16 protein-coding genes are annotated in these 15863 nt (G+C 61.6%); 7 read left to right on the top strand and 9 right to left on the bottom strand.

All coding sequences use genetic code 11. From position 1 onward, the window contains the following. Positions 1-27: 27 nt before the first annotated feature. Positions 28-1188 carry a deoxyguanosinetriphosphate triphosphohydrolase gene (locus AC1DXO_RS15955; protein WP_476979159.1) on the bottom strand — a complete coding sequence of 387 codons (1161 nt, stop codon included), beginning with the start codon at positions 1186-1188 and terminating at the stop codon, positions 28-30. Positions 1189-1314: 126 nt separating this feature from the next. On the opposite strand from AC1DXO_RS15955, the gene AC1DXO_RS15950 reads away from it, so the two are divergent. The 6 genes from AC1DXO_RS15950 to AC1DXO_RS15925 all read left to right on the top strand — a co-directional run bounded on the left by AC1DXO_RS15950 (position 1315) and on the right by AC1DXO_RS15925 (position 5142). After that, complete coding sequence (locus AC1DXO_RS15950) at positions 1315-1644, top strand: HesB/IscA family protein (RefSeq protein ID WP_476979158.1); 330 nt, start codon at positions 1315-1317, stop codon at positions 1642-1644. A gap of 41 nt (positions 1645-1685) precedes the next feature. Continuing rightward, complete coding sequence (gene xth, locus AC1DXO_RS15945) at positions 1686-2477, top strand: exodeoxyribonuclease III (RefSeq protein WP_476979157.1); 792 nt, start codon at positions 1686-1688, stop codon at positions 2475-2477. A 75-nt stretch (positions 2478-2552) separates the two neighbouring features. Further along, a complete protein-coding gene (locus AC1DXO_RS15940; protein WP_476979156.1) occupies positions 2553-3209 on the top strand; it encodes a hypothetical protein in 657 nt (218 codons plus the stop codon). A 118-nt stretch (positions 3210-3327) separates the two neighbouring features. Continuing rightward, positions 3328-4032 (top strand): hypothetical protein, encoded by a 705-nt coding sequence (locus AC1DXO_RS15935; protein ID WP_476979155.1) that lies wholly within the window; start codon positions 3328-3330, stop codon positions 4030-4032. Between the two features lie 143 nt (positions 4033-4175). Continuing rightward, positions 4176-4862, top strand: coding sequence for an NnrU family protein (locus tag AC1DXO_RS15930; RefSeq protein WP_476979154.1), 687 nt, complete (start codon positions 4176-4178; stop codon positions 4860-4862). A 103-nt stretch (positions 4863-4965) separates the two neighbouring features. After that, on the top strand, positions 4966-5142 hold the full coding sequence (locus AC1DXO_RS15925; protein WP_476979153.1) for a hypothetical protein: 177 nt from the start codon (positions 4966-4968) through the stop codon (positions 5140-5142). A gap of 123 nt (positions 5143-5265) precedes the next feature. Here the strand turns inward: AC1DXO_RS15925 and AC1DXO_RS15920 are convergent, their stop codons facing one another. Further along, positions 5266-6219 carry a Gfo/Idh/MocA family protein gene (locus tag AC1DXO_RS15920; protein WP_476979152.1) on the bottom strand — a complete coding sequence of 318 codons (954 nt, stop codon included), beginning with the start codon at positions 6217-6219 and terminating at the stop codon, positions 5266-5268. A gap of 176 nt (positions 6220-6395) precedes the next feature. Here AC1DXO_RS15920 and AC1DXO_RS15915 point away from each other — a divergent pair, with 176 nt between their 5' ends. Next, complete coding sequence (locus tag AC1DXO_RS15915) at positions 6396-7304, top strand: cobalamin biosynthesis protein CbiG (RefSeq protein WP_476979151.1); 909 nt, start codon at positions 6396-6398, stop codon at positions 7302-7304. A 43-nt stretch (positions 7305-7347) separates the two neighbouring features. On the opposite strand, the gene AC1DXO_RS15910 is transcribed toward AC1DXO_RS15915, so the two are convergent. The 7 genes from AC1DXO_RS15910 to glmU form a co-directional block, all read right to left on the bottom strand. Beyond that, complete coding sequence (locus tag AC1DXO_RS15910) at positions 7348-8112, bottom strand: SDR family NAD(P)-dependent oxidoreductase (RefSeq protein WP_476979150.1); 765 nt, start codon at positions 8110-8112, stop codon at positions 7348-7350. Between the two features lie 62 nt (positions 8113-8174). Further along, positions 8175-9536, bottom strand: a complete 1362-nt coding sequence (locus tag AC1DXO_RS15905; RefSeq protein ID WP_476979149.1) for an MATE family efflux transporter — start codon at positions 9534-9536, stop codon at positions 8175-8177. A 42-nt stretch (positions 9537-9578) separates the two neighbouring features. Continuing rightward, positions 9579-10952, bottom strand: coding sequence for a class II 3-deoxy-7-phosphoheptulonate synthase (locus AC1DXO_RS15900; RefSeq protein ID WP_476979148.1), 1374 nt, complete (start codon positions 10950-10952; stop codon positions 9579-9581). An 80-nt stretch (positions 10953-11032) separates the two neighbouring features. Beyond that, positions 11033-12358, bottom strand: a complete 1326-nt coding sequence (locus tag AC1DXO_RS15895; protein WP_476979147.1) for an O-antigen ligase family protein — start codon at positions 12356-12358, stop codon at positions 11033-11035. Beyond that, complete coding sequence (gene gorA / locus AC1DXO_RS15890) at positions 12355-13725, bottom strand: glutathione-disulfide reductase (RefSeq protein WP_476979146.1); 1371 nt, start codon at positions 13723-13725, stop codon at positions 12355-12357. Before gorA ends, AC1DXO_RS15895 begins: the two co-directional genes overlap by 4 nt. A 9-nt stretch (positions 13726-13734) precedes the next feature. Continuing rightward, the gene (gene rpiA, locus AC1DXO_RS15885; RefSeq protein WP_476979145.1) at positions 13735-14427 is read right to left on the bottom strand and encodes a ribose-5-phosphate isomerase RpiA; all 693 of its coding nucleotides are present in this window, start codon (positions 14425-14427) and stop codon (positions 13735-13737) included. Then, entirely contained in the window at positions 14424-15788 is a 1365-nt protein-coding gene (glmU, locus tag AC1DXO_RS15880) for a bifunctional UDP-N-acetylglucosamine diphosphorylase/glucosamine-1-phosphate N-acetyltransferase GlmU (protein ID WP_476979144.1), read from the bottom strand. The genes rpiA and glmU overlap by 4 nt, the downstream gene beginning before the upstream one ends. Positions 15789-15863 lie beyond the last annotated feature (75 nt).

Below are 15863 nucleotides of genomic sequence, written 5' to 3'. Positions count from 1 at the left end.
GCCTTTGACTCAGCCGTCTTGTAAAATTCAGCCCATAAAGCTGAACAGGCGCCGGTGCTCTTCGATAGCGAAGGCGTCGGTCATGCCGGCGACATAGTCGCAGATCACCCGGGCGCGTGCGGCCTCGGAATCCTTGGCGGTGACGACCTGGAACCATTGTGTCGGCAGGGTATCGGGCTCGTTCATGAACAGGAAGAACATTTCGTTGAGGGTCCGCCGGGCATGGCTGCGGGTGCGGTTCAGCCGATAATGCTTGTACATGCGCTCGAACAGGAAGGCGCGCAGCCGTGTCAGGTCGTCGAACACGCCCTTCGAAAAGGCGACCATCTGCCGTTTCGCCGTCCGGACGTCTTCGGCGGTCTGGATACCATCAGCCGCCAGTCGGCGCGCCGTTTCGCCCTCGACGTCCTCGATCATGGTGCCGATCATCCGCCGTACGCCTTCCAGACGCAGCATGCGATCGTCGATATTGGGCCAATCCTTCTGCACCGAACGCAGTGCCGGGCCGATCAACGGCACCTCCATCAGGTCGGAGATGGTAAACAGGTCGGCGCGCAGGCCGTCATCGACATCGTGGTTGTTATAGGCGATGTCGTCGGCAATGGCCGCGGCCTGGGCCTCCATCGAGGCAAAGGTGTCGGTGCGCAGGTCCCACTGCTCATTGAAATCGACAATGGCCTTCCATGACGGTTCGGCCATGTGGTGACTGACCGGACCATTGTGCTTGACTATGCCTTCCAGGGTCTCCCAGGTCAGGTTCAGGCCATCAAAGCCGGGATAGCGGACTTCCAGCTTGGTGATGACGCGGAAGGTCTGGACGTTGTGATCGAAGCCACCCCACGGTTCCATGCATTTGTGCAGTTCGTCTTCGCCGGCATGACCGAAGGGCGGATGGCCCAGGTCGTGCGACAGGGCAATCGTCTCGGCCAGGTCTTCATTGAGGCGCATCGAATGGGCCAGCGAACGGGCAATCTGCGCCACTTCCAGCGAATGGGTCAGCCGGGTGCGGAAATAGTCGCCTTCATTGGCGACAAACACCTGCGTCTTGCCTTTCAGCCGGCGAAAGGCCGTCGAATGGATGATGCGGTCGCGGTCGCGGGCAAAGGCCGTCCGCGTCGGGCTTTCGGCCTGCGGATGCAGGCGGCCGCGGCTTTGGGTGACGTCTTCGGCATAGGGGGCCAGGGTCATGTCGCGCCTTTTCCTTGCACATGTCGGCAATCGGGTCTGCGTCGCTATACTATAAAATGTAACAGTCGCCTAAAATTTCCAGTCAGGGGGCTGATTTCACGTAGAAAAGCGCCCATATTGGCTGCCATGAACCACGATATTTCCTTAACACGCGCCGCCGCCGCCCATCTGAACCGCCTCAGCGCCGAGGCCGGCCATCCTGTCATGCTGCGCGTGACGGTCGAAGGCGGCGGCTGTTCGGGGTTCCAGTATGTCCTGGACCTGACCGACCAGGCCACAAGCGAAGACAGCCATATCACCTTTGACGGCGCCACCGCCCTGGTCGATGACGTCTCGGCACCGCTCATGGCCGGGTCGATGATCGACTATGTCGAGGAACTGGTTGGCTCCCAGTTCAAGATCCTGAACCCATTGGCCGTATCATCATGCGGCTGCGGGACCAGTTTCGCGCTGTAGGACTCTTGCGACTCCGCGGCCCCTCCTCTACAAACGCGGCCATGAAACTCGCCACATGGAATGTCAATTCGGTCAACGCCCGCCTGCCGCTGCTGCTGGAGTGGTTCGCCGAGGCCGCACCCGACGTCTGCGCCCTGCAGGAACTGAAATGCCTCGAAGAAAAGTTTCCGTTCGAAGCCTTCGAATCGCTTGGCTATAACTGCGCCGTTCACGGCCAGAAGACGTGGAACGGCGTCGCCATCCTGTCAAAATTTCCGCTAAGCGAAGTGTCCAAAGGCCTGCCTGGGGACGAAAGCGATGAACAGTCGCGCTATATCGAAGCCCTGATCGAGGCGCCTCAGCCCGTGCGTTTCGTCGGCCTCTATCTCCCGAACGGCAATCCTTTGGGCACAGACAAATATGCCTATAAGCTGCGCTGGCTGGAACGCCTGCACCGTCGCGCGGCCGAACTGCTGGCGTTTGAGGAGGCCACCGTCATCACCGGTGACTTCAACATCATCCCGACCAAGGCCGACTGCTGGAAAGAGTCGGTCTGGCTCGACGACGCCCTGTACCAGCCTGCCGTTCGCCAGGCGTACCAGGGCTTCAAGAACCTCGGCTATACCGATGCCTTCGACGTCTATCCGCCGGACGGCAATCGCTACACCTTCTGGGATTACCAGGCCGGCGCTTGGCAGAAGAACGAGGGCATCCGCATCGATCATCACCTGCTGTCGCCCCAGGCGGCCGACCGATTGAGCGGGCTTGTCATCCACAAGGATACGCGCGGCCGCACCCACGATGAAGCCAAGCCGTCGGACCATGTGCCGGTTGTTGTCGAGATCGACGGATAATCCGCCAGCGACAACCGAATTTTAACGGCTGTCCGCCATGTTAAGCTTTTCTTAGCTGTATTCAGACGCCGCCCCATGGTCCATGCCGCGCGCATACTCCTGTATTTCCTGTTCGCCGGTATCGCCCTCACCCTGATCGCCTCAGGCCTGATGTGGTGGTTCGAGGCAACGCGCCGCCTGCAACGCGCGCTCAACTCGGCCCTGGGCAAGCCGGCCGACGCCATTGTCTTCGATCTGGGTGGCGCCAAGGCCGCCGGGCTCGACTTCACCGCCGGCGACCTGGCCATCATGTGGAATACCGGCGGCCAGGGTCTGGTCTTTGCCTTTGATGAGATCGAGGGCGCCGAACTGATCGTCGATGAACGAGTCATGGCGCGCGCCCAGCGCGGCGAAGTCCGCAAGGTGCTCAACGAAACCCACGCTCAGGCGTCAAAGGTCACGCTGCGGCTGATGTTCGACGACGTCCAGACACCCGAATTCGAACTAAATCTGTATGGTGATGTCAGTCATAATCCGGTTCACGCCAAGACGGCATCGGAAGCCGTGCGCCTCGGTCGCAAGTGGCTGTCGCATATCGATGCGGTGATTAAGCGCCTGCCGGCGGCACCGACGACGCATACGGAAGACCCGGTGCCTGCCACCGAAGCGCCGCGCGTCGCCATTGCGCCCCCGGCGGCCCCATGGGACGACGACGATGATGAAAACGACACGTATGACGATGAAAAGCACTGAGGTCTGCGGTTAAGGCTTAACGTCGCGGCGAAATCGTGATTAAATCCTTAACGCTCGATTTTCAGCTGGCCAGCAGTTCAGGTTTCCCGTGCCGACGTTTTTACCCGCTCTCATCATCATGTCCGCGGCCGCGCTGGCGGTGCTGATTATCCTGTACAGGATCTATGAGTCCCGCGTCGAACAGCCGAAGAAGCTGGAGGACGAGGTCAAGGAAGCGCTGGGCGGCGCCCGGCCCGACGTCGAGTCGATCGAACCGGTCCGCAAAGCCGCCTGCGCCATGTCGTTTGGCGCCGATAAGGTCGTCATTGTGCGCAACTTCGGCAAGCTGCCGACGCGTATCTATTCGATTGCCGAACTGTTCGGCGTCGAGGTGTTTGTCGATGGCCGCATCTTTGCCCGCGTCGTCCGCGCCGGCTCGGCCAAGCCGCTCGACACAGGCTCCTACCGCGCGGTCGATGACATCGCCCCGCAGGTTCAGGTGGTGACCCTGCGCCTGATCTTCGATGACCCGGTCCACCCGGACTTTATCCTGAAACTGTGGGATCCCAATGACGCCCTGACCGCGCGCGCCGAAGGGCCGCGCGCTGCCATGGCGACGGCGCAAAAGTGGTTCCACCACGTCGAGGCCATCCTGCGCCGCCCGGTCCAGGTCAAGGTGCCGCCGCCTTCCCTGCATGCGCCGGTCCCCGAGCCCGCCAAGGTGGCAGCCCCCGTGCCTCGGCTGCCCGAACCGACCCCGGCTCCGGCACCGGCCGCAACGCCTGCGGCACCGCCAAAGCCGGAAGGCGATGTGTTGAACGCACCGCTTATTCCCTACATCTAGCCCTTTCTCCGCATGCTTTTCCACCGGGCTGTCAGCGACCGCGCTTGGCGCGGGCGAAAAAGCTGTTAGGGTTACCCTGATAAACCGGCCGGCCCGATAATTGGCCGGCCAAAGCGACGGCCAAAAAACGACCGGAATTGACTATGTGGACCCTGGCACTCTCGTGCGCCTTCTTTCTCTGTATCCATCTGATGGTCAGCGGCACGTCGCTGAAGGAGCAGATTATCGCGCGCATAGGCGGTCCCGCCTATTACGCGTTGTTTTCGCTGCTGTCCGTGGCCGGTCTGATCGCCATGTGCGTCGCCCTTGCCGTCGTGCGAACCGACAAGCTGAACCATATCTTCTGGACGGCGCCCATGCCGTTGAAGATTATCGCCCTGGTGGTCAATTTCTTCGCCTTCTTCCTCGTCACCCTGGGCCTGACCACGCCGTCGCCCACCAACCTGATGGCCCTGTGGCAACTGCCGGACAAAAGCGTCTACGGAGTCATCCGCATCTCGCGCCATCCGGTTCTGGCCGGCATCGGCCTGTGGGCGTTCATGCACCTGATCTGCAATGGCAATCCGGCGAGTTGGCTGTTTTTCGGCACATTGCTGGGCGTGTGCGCCCTGGGCGCCAACAATATCGACCGCAAGCGGATGGCGCTGATGGGCAATACCTATGCTTCCATCGTCAAGCGCAGCTCGATCATCCCGTTCGTCGCCATTATCGAAGGCCGCACCGCCTTCGCACCCGAAGAACTGGGGATTGCGCGGATGTTCCTGGCGGCGTCGATGTTCGCCATGTTCGCCATGTTGCACGAAGTGCTTTTTATCGCGCGTGCGTTATAAAACGGGCGTTTCGAGGCAGATTTTCGTTGATCTTATCACAATAGTTTGAACAAATAGGCCTATAGCCGGAAAAATCCGGGATGTAGGTAGGTACGCGTAGGCGATGAAACTGTCAGCCTTTACCTTGTTGTTGTTTTTCGTCTCGGTGGCGCTGGTGATCGCCAGCCTGATCGGCCATTTCCGCGATGTCCAGTATCTCACCCAGTATCAGTACTGGCTGATGACAGGCGGCTTCGGTGTCCTGGCGTTCGGGATTATCTTCAAGGGCCAATCGCATTAAGCTTGCGCCGCTTTTCATTCAGCACCGGCCGAAAACCCTTCAATTTGGATGACATGCCAGGAGGCTAGCGCCGCAGGTATACCTAATACCTGCCAGCGACGCCGACGCCGCAGGTCGCCAAATTCAAGGGTTTTCAGCATCCTCATCGATGGCCAGGCCTAGTGCCAACGCATGCAGCGCTTCAGCGCCGTTACACAGCGGCCGGTCGCGGTCGCCGCGCACCGTATCGAGAAAGCGAAACACGCTGGTGCCCAGCGGGTCCCTGGCAATCTCGGCATCGGCGAAATCGGCATTGAGCGCAAACGGCGTGCCGTTTTCAAATTTGCGGTTCAACAGATCGATAAAGACTTCGCCCGAGGGATAGACGATGCGCATGGTGCGTTCACGGGTGTCTGCCATACGCGACGCCTTGAACACCGCTTCCATGCCGTTCTCGAAGATTGTGCTGGCCGTCACGGCGTCCGCACCGACCGCCTGATAGCCTTCATCCGTACGGCGATCGGCCGAGGTTTCCAGGCTGCCCGCTTCACACCCCGCCAGGGTCAGCGCCAGGTCGAGATCGTGGATCATCAGATCGAGCACAACCGACACGTCGAGATTGCGCGGCGAAGGTGTTCCGTTGCGCACGGCTTCCAGGCGCAGCGGACGTTCCGGCACATCATACAACCCCATGGCCTCGAAAACTGCGCGCTCCTGATGGCCGCACGCCAGGACGAGCCCCTTTTCGGCCGCGAGCACGACCATGGCTTCACCATCCTCGGTCGATACCGCCAACGGCTTTTCAGCATAGACATGAACCCCTGCCGCCAGGGCCTTCAGAGCTACGTCCGCATGGGCAAAGGCCGGCGTGGCTATGGTCACGACATCGATCTGCCCGAGGAAATCGTCGAGTGTATCAGCGCCAAACGCTGCCACGCCATAGGAGTCCGCTGCCAATTTGGCGCGGGCGCCGTCAAGGTCGTAGATACCGACGAAGTCGATGTCGGCTGCCTGCCCAGACACTTGCTTGTACTTGTTGGCGTGATATCCGCCAAAGACACCGGCCCCCGCCACGCCAACCCGCAACACCTTCGCCATACCGTCCTCTTCGCGACTGCGACAACCCGTGACGCCTGTTTAAACCGCTTCGCAGGCAAAAAGGAATAGGACACGCGAAGATAAGCTGTGCACAGGGCTGTGATTGGTAAACAAAGGGCTTTGTAGCGTCTCGCATTCGCGTTAAAGGGTGGCGGTTTTTACTCTGGAGATTGCCGGTGCAGCGTCTTTTTGGTGCCTATGTGATCGTTGACTACAGCGCGGCCGAAGGCAAGAAGACCGGCGAGTCTTCGGTGTGGATCGGCGTGATGAAACGCGATGTGCGCTTCCGCCTGTCTTACGACGCGCACAACCCGGCCACCCGTGCCGAGGCGCAAGCCTTGCTGCGTTCGATCCTGGCCGACCTGCATAAGCGCGGCGACCGGATCTTCCTGGGCGCCGCCTTCCCGCTCGGTTTGCCGCGCGGCACCTCCGCGCGCCTGGACCTCAAGGGCGCGCCCTGGCAGGGCATGTGGGACTTTCTGGGCAAGAACGTCGTCGACAAGGCCGACAACAGCAACAATCGCTTTCAGGTCGCGGCCAAGATCAATCGCCTGACGACGGACGAAGCCTATCCCTTCTGGGGCTGCCCGAAGAACGCCGCGCAGAAGTGGTTGTCGACCCTGAAGCCCGACAGCTTCGGCGATTTCCCCGAATTCCGCCTGACCGAAACGGCCGCCGCCGCCAAGGTCAAGAAAGCCGCCGCGCCGAAAAGCCTGTGGCAGATGCATGGCGCCGGCGTTGCCGGCGGCGTGGCCATGCTGGGTATTGCCGCGCTCAAAAGCCTGCTCGACAGCCTGGGTGAAAAGGCGCGTGTCTGGCCGCAGCAGACCGGGTTCGGTGCGCTGGACGCCGAAGCCGTTGCTGACGTCACTACCGTCGCCGCGGAAGTCTATCCGGCCCTGTTCGAGGGCGAAGCCCACGCCGGCGAGGTCAAGGACGCCTCGGCCGTTCGCCTTACGGCGGAGGCCCTGGCCGATCTGGACGACAAGGGGCAGTTGGCCGCTCTCTTCGCCGCCCCCAAGGGCCTGGATGAGGCGCAAGTGGCCGCAGCCGCCGAGGAAGAAGGCTGGATTTTAGGCGCGTAAACGTTTCTGGATCAGCGATGATCCTGTTCGGCCCGAGAGCGGCTTAACCGCCGTAATATTGCCCGCCGTTGACGTGCAGTATCTGCCCGGTCACATAGCCGCTCATGGCAGACGCCAGGAACAGGATCGGCCCGACGCAGTCCTCAGCGTCGCCGATCCGCCCCATGGGCACGGAGTTCTTCATCGCTTCCATGCGGTCGGTCGGCGTAAGGGTATGGAACGGCGTGCCGATAACGCCGGGCGCGATGGCGTTAACGCGGATATTCTTCTTGGCCAGATCGGTTGCCATGTGACGCGTCAGGTTATGCACCGCCGCCTTGGCCGCGGAATACATGCCGGAGCCCAGCCCGCCGCCATTATTGCCGGCGATCGAACCCAGGTTGATAACGGAACCGCCGCCGCGTGCTTCCATGTAGGGCACGGCCGCCTGGGTGCCGATAATCACCGAACGCAGGTTCAGGTTCATGACGTCGTCGTACAACTCATCACCCCAGTCCATGAACAGGGTGCGCGTCAGCAGAGAGCCGGCATTGTTGACCAATATATCCAGCCCGCCCAGCTTTTGCGCCGCTTCGCCTACGACATCACGCGCGCTGGCCGGTTCGTTCATCAGGTCTGCCTGGATCAGATGCACTTCGCCGCCATCAGCACCGATCAGGTCGGCGACCTTCTGCGCCGCGTCCTGGCTGGCATTATAGTGGACCGCGACACGCGCACCCAGGCGGGCGAACCCCTGGGCCGTCGCCGCCCCGATACCCGTGGACGCACCCGTGATCAGTACCCGCTTGCCCTGCAAATCATCCAACATGGTCGCTTCCTCCAGCCTTCTTTTGTAATACTTATCGGCCATAACGCACCGGTGGCCGCCACTCAAGCGACCTTTTTATCGAGCCACAGAAAACGTCCGGTCTGGAAGGTGCCCGAAATGAGCGACGCAACGGCAATAGCGTAGATCAAACCGGCCACGCCCCAGCCGAAGGTCAGACAGAACAGGAAACCCAGCGGCAGCATGATGGCACCGTAGGAAACATAGTGGATGACAGTCGGCGCCAAGACATCCTTGCGGGCGCGCAGGGCCTGGGCGGCCACGACCTGCAAGCCGTCCGGGACAAAGAAAAGGCACGACAGCAGCAACCCGGCGCGCACCAGCGGCACCAGTATGGGGTCGTGCGTATAGATACGCGTCAGCAGATCCGACCCGATCAGCACTGCCACCACGACAATCATCATGAAGCCCGCCGCAGAGATGAAGCTGACCCGCCCCGTCCGTGCCAGGCCTTCGCGGTCGCCCGCGCCGAAGGCCTTGCCGACCAGCACCGAACAGCCGGCCGACAGCCCCATGGGGACCATGAAAACGACGCTGGCGAAGTTAAGCAGGATGGCCCAGCTGGCCACGGCCGTCTCGCTGACCTTGCCGGCAAACAGGGTCATGCCGGCAAAGGCCGCGACCTCGATAAAATAGGCGGCCCCTGTGGCATAACCGACGTGGCGCTGTTCCAGCGCGCCGGCGTGGTCGTCTTCCTGGCGGTCGAGCAGTCCAAACGGTTTGGCCTCCTTCAACGTCAGGACATAGATCAGCAGGCCTATCCCCTGGGCCGAACGGGCAATCAGGGTCGCAGCCGCGGCCCCCATAGCGCCGCTGAAATGGACGCCGAACAGGCTGAAGTGACCGGGCACGAGGAGGAACAAAAGCGCCACATTCAGCGCATTGGCGGCAAGGGTTGATACCAACACGTCGCGCGTCCGCGAGAGGGCTTCGAGAAACTGGGTGCAGACAACACCCGTGAGAAACAAGGGCAGAGACGCCGACAGCAGGATCAGCGGCAAGGTAGATCCCTTCACCATCTCGGCCGGTTCGGTCATGGCCAGAAAAGCCGGTCCGCCGATCATCAGGACCAGAAGGAAAACAAACCCGAGAACCAGGGCGTAGCCCATGCCGCGCTGAAATACGGCACCAATGCGATGAAACTCACCGGCGCCGAGGAACTGCGCCGTCTTGACCTGGACGCCCATCAACAGCCCCATGCCGCTGAGCGCCGGCACCCAGTGCAGCGAACTGCCCAGCATGAGAAAAGCCAGTTGCGCCGACGAAAACTGCCCGACGACAATGGTGTCCATCAGGCCCATCAGAACCACGCCGACGCGCGACATGATGATTGGCCACGACAGACGGTAAAGGGCGGCAAACGCCGCCCTCGTCTCGGGAGTCAATTGTGATCTCAGTTGTAACATGCCGGCTCTGTAGCCCAGTCCGGCGGTCAGGGCAATCTCGGCCTATGCGGCTTTGACAGCCTTTTCCTTGAGCGCGTGCAGACGTTCGGCGACCAGGAAGCTGAGTTCCAGCGCCTGGTCGGCATTGAGGCGTGGGTCGCAATGCGTGTGGTATCGATCGCGCAGGTCCTCTTCCGACAGGGCAAAGGCGCCGCCCGTGCACTCGGTGACGTTCTGGCCGGTCATTTCCAGGTGCATGCCGCCCGGATGGACGCTTTCGCTGGCGGCGATATCGACGAAGGAGCGGACCTCGCCCAGGATACGGTCGAACGGCCGCGTCTTGTAGCCATTGGCCGCCTTGACGACATTGCCGTGCATCGGGTCGATCGACCACACCACGGGCGCGCCATGCTTGCGCGTCGCCGCCATCAGGCGCGGCAGACGTTCGGCGATCTTGTCTGAACCGAAACGGCCGATCAGGGTCAGGCGCCCGGGAATGGCTTCGGGGTTCAGGGCGTCGATCAGGCGAAGCAGATCGTCGGGCTCCAGGGTCGGGCCGCATTTGACGCCGATCGGGTTCTTGATGCCCTTCATGTAGTTGACATGGGCGCCGTCCAGTTGACGCGTGCGCTCGCCGATCCACAGCATGTGGGCGGAGGTGTCGTACCAGTCACCCGAGGTCGAATCGACGCGTGTCATGGCCTGTTCGAAGTTCAGCAGCAGGGCTTCGTGCGAGGTGAAGAAATCGACCTGGCGGATCTGCGGCTGGCTTTCCGGCGTCACGCCGATGGCCGACATGAAGCTGAGCGTCTCGGAGATTTTTTCCGACAGGGCGCGGTAACGTTCGCCCTGGGGCGAACCGGCGACGAAGCCCAGGGTCCATTTGTGGATATTGTACAGGTCGGCATAACCGCCATTGGCGAAGGCGCGCAACAGGTTCAGCGTCGCCGACGACTGATGGTAGGCCTTCAGCAGGCGTTGCGGATCGGGGATGCGCGACTCTTCGGTGAAGTCCATGCCGTTGATATTGTCACCACGGTAGGACGGCAGGGTCACGCCATCGATCGTTTCGACGGCCGACGAGCGCGGCTTGCCGAACTGGCCGGCGATGCGGCCGACCTTGACCACCGGACGACCGCCGGCAAAGGTCAGGATGACGGCCATCTGCAGGATCAGCCGGAAGGTGTCGCGGATGTTGTCGGCCGAAAACTCCTTGAAGCTTTCGGCGCAATCGCCGCCCTGTAACAGGAAGCCATTGCCCTGCGCGACATTGCCCAGCGCAGCCGTCAGACGGCGCGCTTCGCCGGCAAAAACCAGCGGTGGCAGGTGCGACAGTTCATCCTCAGCGGCGGCCAGGGCCTGCGCGTCGGGGTAATCGTTCGGGATGTGCAGGGCCGGCAGGGCGCGCCAATCCTTGGGGGACCATATCTTGTTCATAAGACTAATTTACTCGTGAGCGACGGGCACTGCAACCCGATAACGCAGATTAGATGAAAAATCACAGTAGAGTCCGTGACTTATAGTTGAGACCGTAACTTTATCTGGGCATCGACCGACTTGATGGCAAGGATGGTTACGCCGACAACCAAAGCGCCAAGACAATAATACCATGCCCGCCACAGCCCGAAGCTGATGGAATTGATGATGTAATAACCCGTTCCGAAGGCTAGGATATAGGGCACAGCCCGCTGAGCTGCCGACGGCGCCGCCTCATCCATGGCAGCGGGTGCGCCCAGTTCGCGCAGGTCTTCGCTGACCTTGACAACTTCGTAGCCGGTTTTCGGGCCGGTGAGCCAGAAGATGGCGAACCACAGGGCCGCCAGCAGGACAAGGCCTGGCACACCCAGTTCCAGCCATGCCTGCAACGACATATTGTGCGGATGGTTGGGAATGGTCGGATCGAATTGACGCGACGCCTCATAGCCCCAGCCGAACCACGGCTTTTCGAGCGCTCGCTGGACCGTGAACGACCAGATGTCGATGCGCGCCGTCCATGACGGTAGCAAATCATTCTTGATACGGGCCGCCAAACCGCTGACCATCAGGCCATAGACAAGGATCGGAAACAGCAGGATCGAGGCCGCCGTCAGTCCGGCCATGGCACGCCACGGCGCCAGACTTCGCAGCCCGGCCGGCCAGTAGCGCACGACGAAAAAGACGATGGCGCCCGACCCCAGCGACAGAAGGTGGGCATTGGTATCGACCAGGATTGCGCTCAGGACGATCGAGATGACCATGGCGCCGATAGGGATATACTGACGGCGTTCGGCAAAATGGAAGGCAAGCGGCCAAAACAGCATGGTCAGGAAGGCATTGCCGTTCGACATACGCACGACCAGCATCTCACGCCGCAAGCCGCCATAGAAGGCGTCGTTCATCGCATTGCGCAACAGCATGCCGCTTGCACTCTCGAACAGGTCGACGGCCGCCAGAGCGACCATCAGCCAGGCAAACCAGGTCATTACCTTCGGCGCCTGATGCTCCGGCAAGGCGTCAAAACCGAAAATGACAGCCCAGGACACGAACCAGATGAAGATGGGCGCAAACCAGTATTTGGTCGCGAAGGCCGCTGCCAGACCATGGCCGGCGAACAGATAGGCGACGAAATCGGAGCGCAGGAAGGCCATGACCAGCATGGCCGCCGTGATGGTCGCCGCCGGCCAGAACCGCCTGATGCGGGCGAAATAGACGAGGAAAGGAATACCCCAGATGAACATCATGGCCGGCAAGGCCGTGGCGGTGAACCAGGCGAAGATCGGCACCCAGGTCAGGCCGAACAGCAGCCACCACTCGGCATAGTGCGCCTTAACCGCCGACCATAGTCTCCCACCTGCACTGGTCACAGGCGCTTGTCCTTGATGGTCACCAGTTCCTCGGCTGCCGTCGGATGGACAGCGCAGGTGGCGTCCCACTGGGCCTTGGTCAGGCGCGCTTTGACCGCGATGCCGGCTAACTGGATGATCTCGCCGGCGTCGCCGCCGACCATGTGGCAGCCGATGACGACGTCCGTGGCGGCCTCGACGATCAGCTTCATGTAGATGCGGCTTTCACCACCGACAAAGGCGGTCTTCATCGGCCGGAAGCGCGTCTGATAGACGTCGTAGACGATGCCCTTGTCCTTCGCCTGCTGCTCGCTCATCCCGACCGTGCCGATCTGCGGCTGCGAAAAGACGGCCGTCGGCACGTTTTCGCGGTCATAGGCGGTCGGGCTGTCCTTCAACGCCGTTTCGACAAAGGCGACGGCTTCGCGGATAGCCACCGGCGTCAGGTTTAGCCGGTTGGTGACGTCGCCGATGGCGAAGATATGCGGAATGGCCGTGCGCGAAAAAGCATCGACCGGAATGGCGCCATGCACGTCCGGCGTGATCCCGATGGCGTCCAGCCCCAGGCCTTCGGTCTTCGGCTTGCGGCCCGAAGCATAGAGGACGGCATCGGTCTCGAAGGTCTCGCCATTGTTGAGCGTCAGGATGGTGTCGTCGTCGGTCTTGTGCAGCTTGATCGGATCGACCTGGGTCAGGATCTTGATACCGCGCAGCTTCATTTCGGCAGTCAGATGATCGCGAACGTCGTCGTCGAAGCCACGCAGGATCTTTTCGCCGCGGTACATCAGGGTGATGTCGACGCCCAGGCCATGAAGAATGCCGGCAAATTCGACCGCGATATAGCCGCCGCCAACAATTACCATCCGTTTGGGCAGGGCCTCCAGGATGAACATGTCGTTGGAGGTCAGGCCGTGCTCCAGCACGCCCGGGCAATGTTGCGGCAGGAAGGGCCAGCCGCCGGTCGCGATGAGTATGGTCTTGGCCGTCACTTCGCGCGTCCCCTCGGCCGACGTCAGGATCAGGGTGTGTGCGTCCTTGAACGCGGCATGACAGGCGATCAGTTCAGCCCCGGCACGTGCCAGATTGGCGCCATAGATGCCGGCCAGGCGCGTCAGTTCGGCCTGATTATGTGTCTTGAACTTCGGCCAGTCGAAAGCGCCCAGCTCGACGTCCCAACCGAAGCCGCGGGCATACTCGACCTGTTCCGGAACTTCGGACGCATAGACCATGAACTTCTTGGGCACGCAGCCGCGCAGGACGCAGGTCCCGCCGGGGCGATCCTCTTCGGCGACACCGACCTTCAGGCCCATATTGGCCGCCAGCCGCGCCGCGCGCACACCACCGGAACCGGCGCCAATTACAAACAGATCATAGTCGAAGTCAGCCATTACAGGTCCTTACGGTTCCACCGTCTTTACGCCATTCTCGGTCGCAATCAGGGCCAACTCGGCCAGATCGAGAAACAGGCCATGTTCGACCACACCGGTCACCGATTTCAATTCGCGCGCCAGGCCATTCGGTTCGCTGATCACCCCGCAGGCGACGTCAAAGATAAGGTTGCCACCATCGGTTATCCATGGCTGGGCATCCCTTTTGCGCAAAATGGGCATTTTCGCGATATCGAACTCGGCCAGGACATCGGTAATACGGTTGACCGTACCCTTCCAGGCAAAGGGTTCGACCTCGACCGGCAGGGTAAATTTACCCAGGACCTCGACATGTTTGGCGGCGTCGCCAATGACGATACAGGTCTTGGCCTGCTCCCAGATCAGCTTTTCGCGCAGCAGGGCCCCGCCGGCGCCCTTGATCAGCGCAAGGCCCGGGCCGATCTCGTCCGCGCCATCGACGCACAGGTCCAGCATGCCGACATCATTGATGTCCTTGATGACCAGGCCCAGGCTCTCCGCCAGCTTTGTCGTCTGAACCGAGGTCGAGACCAGGGTCAGTTTCATACCGTCCTGAACCGCCGCAGCAACGGCCTTGACGAACCAGGCGGCCGTCGACCCCGTGCCCAACCCAACCTTCATGCCGGATTTGACATAGGCCATAGCCGCGTCACCGACGGCTTTTTTCTGTTCGTCGACAGTCATGTCTTTAACTTCGCCTTTTGGGCCATCTTCTGTTCGCGAAAGGCTGCGGCCCAGCTTTCCTTCATCACCTGCTGCGGCCGGCTCAAGGCCAGGGCGTCAGCCGGCACGTCCTTGGTGATCACCGAACCCGAGCCCGTTATGGCCCCGTGACCGATGGTCACCGGTGCGACCAGGGACGAGTTGGAGCCGATAAAGGCGCGCTCGCCCACCACCGTCTTGTGCTTGAAGAAGCCGTCATAATTACAGAAAATCGTCCCCGCTCCGATATTGGCGCCGGCGCCGACACTGCCGTCGCCGAGATAGCTCAGGTGATTGGCCTTGGCGCCCTCGCCGATCGTCACGTTCTTGACCTCGACGAAATTGCCGATGTGGGCGTCCTTGCCGATATCGGCCCCGGGACGCAGGCGGGCATAGGGCCCGATCAAAGCCCCCTCGCCGACCCTGGCGCCTTCCAGATGCGAAAATGCCCGGATGACTGCGCCGGCCGCAACCGTCACCCCGTCACCGAAAACGACATTGGGCTCGATCACAACGCCCGCCGCAACCTGGGTATCCCAGTTGAAGAATACGGTTTCCGGCGCCGGCATATGGACGCCATTGTCCATAAAGGCCCGGCGTACGCCGTCCTGCCATACCTTCTCGATCACGGCTAGTTCGGCCTGGCCGTTGGCGCCCAGCACCTCGTGCTCGGCCGCCATGGTGACGCGCGGCTGCAGGCCGCGTTCGCGGGCCAGGCCGACAATATCGGTCAGATAATATTCGCCCTTGGAATTTTCGTTCTTTACCTCGGCGAGCAGTGAGAACAGCAGTTCGCGATCGCACGCCAGGACGCCGGAATTGCAGGCTTTGATGGCAAACTGTTCCTTGCTGGCTTCGCGCGCCTCGACGATCTCGCTCAGCCGATCGCCGTCCAGGACCAGGCGGCCATAGGCGCCGGGATCGTGGGCGATAAAGCCAAGCACGGCGATATCGGCCGCGGCAGCCAGGGTGAAGACCGGCTCCAGCACCTTGGCGGCCATCAGCGGGCTGTCGGCATAGGTGACAATGACCGTGCCGTCGAAGCCTCTGAGCGCGTCCCTGGCCACCTTGACGGCATGGCCGGTGCCCTGAGGCGGATCCTGGACAACGATATTCTGCGGCCCTACGCGCCTTTCGGCGGTAACGCGCACGGCCGGCGAATGGTTGCCGACCACCACGATGACGCGCTCGCAACCGACTTCGAACGCCGCATCGATGGCGCGGTCCAGCATGGTCCGTCCGCCGATCTTATGCAGCACCTTGGGCAAAGGCGATTTCATGCGCGTGCCCTGACCGGCTGCCAGTATGACCGCGGCCCGTCCGGCCTGTTGGGTTTTCTGCATGGATAAGACTCTGTTTCGTTGCGCTTTGCGCCGATTTAGCCCAAAGCCACCCAGAAACAAAGCCCAACAAAGCAG

Source organism: Asticcacaulis sp. P2_C5, from assembly GCF_056404555.1.
This window is presented reverse-complemented; position numbering and strand designations above follow the sequence as displayed.

What these genes read in the sequence shown, in the direction of transcription:
- AC1DXO_RS15955 (WP_476979159.1), bottom strand. Translation starts at nt 1,188, where the DNA reads ATGACCCTGGCCCCCTATGCCGAAGACGTCACCCAAAGCCGCGGCCGC.
- AC1DXO_RS15950 (WP_476979158.1), top strand. Translation starts at nt 1,315, where the DNA reads ATGAACCACGATATTTCCTTAACACGCGCCGCCGCCGCCCATCTGAAC.
- xth (WP_476979157.1), top strand. Translation starts at nt 1,686, where the DNA reads ATGAAACTCGCCACATGGAATGTCAATTCGGTCAACGCCCGCCTGCCG.
- AC1DXO_RS15940 (WP_476979156.1), top strand. Translation starts at nt 2,553, where the DNA reads ATGGTCCATGCCGCGCGCATACTCCTGTATTTCCTGTTCGCCGGTATC.
- AC1DXO_RS15935 (WP_476979155.1), top strand. Translation starts at nt 3,328, where the DNA reads ATGTCCGCGGCCGCGCTGGCGGTGCTGATTATCCTGTACAGGATCTAT.
- AC1DXO_RS15930 (WP_476979154.1), top strand. Translation starts at nt 4,176, where the DNA reads ATGTGGACCCTGGCACTCTCGTGCGCCTTCTTTCTCTGTATCCATCTG.
- AC1DXO_RS15925 (WP_476979153.1), top strand. Translation starts at nt 4,966, where the DNA reads ATGAAACTGTCAGCCTTTACCTTGTTGTTGTTTTTCGTCTCGGTGGCG.
- AC1DXO_RS15920 (WP_476979152.1), bottom strand. Translation starts at nt 6,219, where the DNA reads ATGGCGAAGGTGTTGCGGGTTGGCGTGGCGGGGGCCGGTGTCTTTGGC.
- AC1DXO_RS15910 (WP_476979150.1), bottom strand. Translation starts at nt 8,112, where the DNA reads ATGTTGGATGATTTGCAGGGCAAGCGGGTACTGATCACGGGTGCGTCC.
- AC1DXO_RS15905 (WP_476979149.1), bottom strand. Translation starts at nt 9,536, where the DNA reads ATGTTACAACTGAGATCACAATTGACTCCCGAGACGAGGGCGGCGTTT.
- AC1DXO_RS15900 (WP_476979148.1), bottom strand. Translation starts at nt 10,952, where the DNA reads ATGAACAAGATATGGTCCCCCAAGGATTGGCGCGCCCTGCCGGCCCTG.
- gorA (WP_476979146.1), bottom strand. Translation starts at nt 13,725, where the DNA reads ATGGCTGACTTCGACTATGATCTGTTTGTAATTGGCGCCGGTTCCGGT.
- rpiA (WP_476979145.1), bottom strand. Translation starts at nt 14,427, where the DNA reads ATGACTGTCGACGAACAGAAAAAAGCCGTCGGTGACGCGGCTATGGCC.
- glmU (WP_476979144.1), bottom strand. Translation starts at nt 15,788, where the DNA reads ATGCAGAAAACCCAACAGGCCGGACGGGCCGCGGTCATACTGGCAGCC.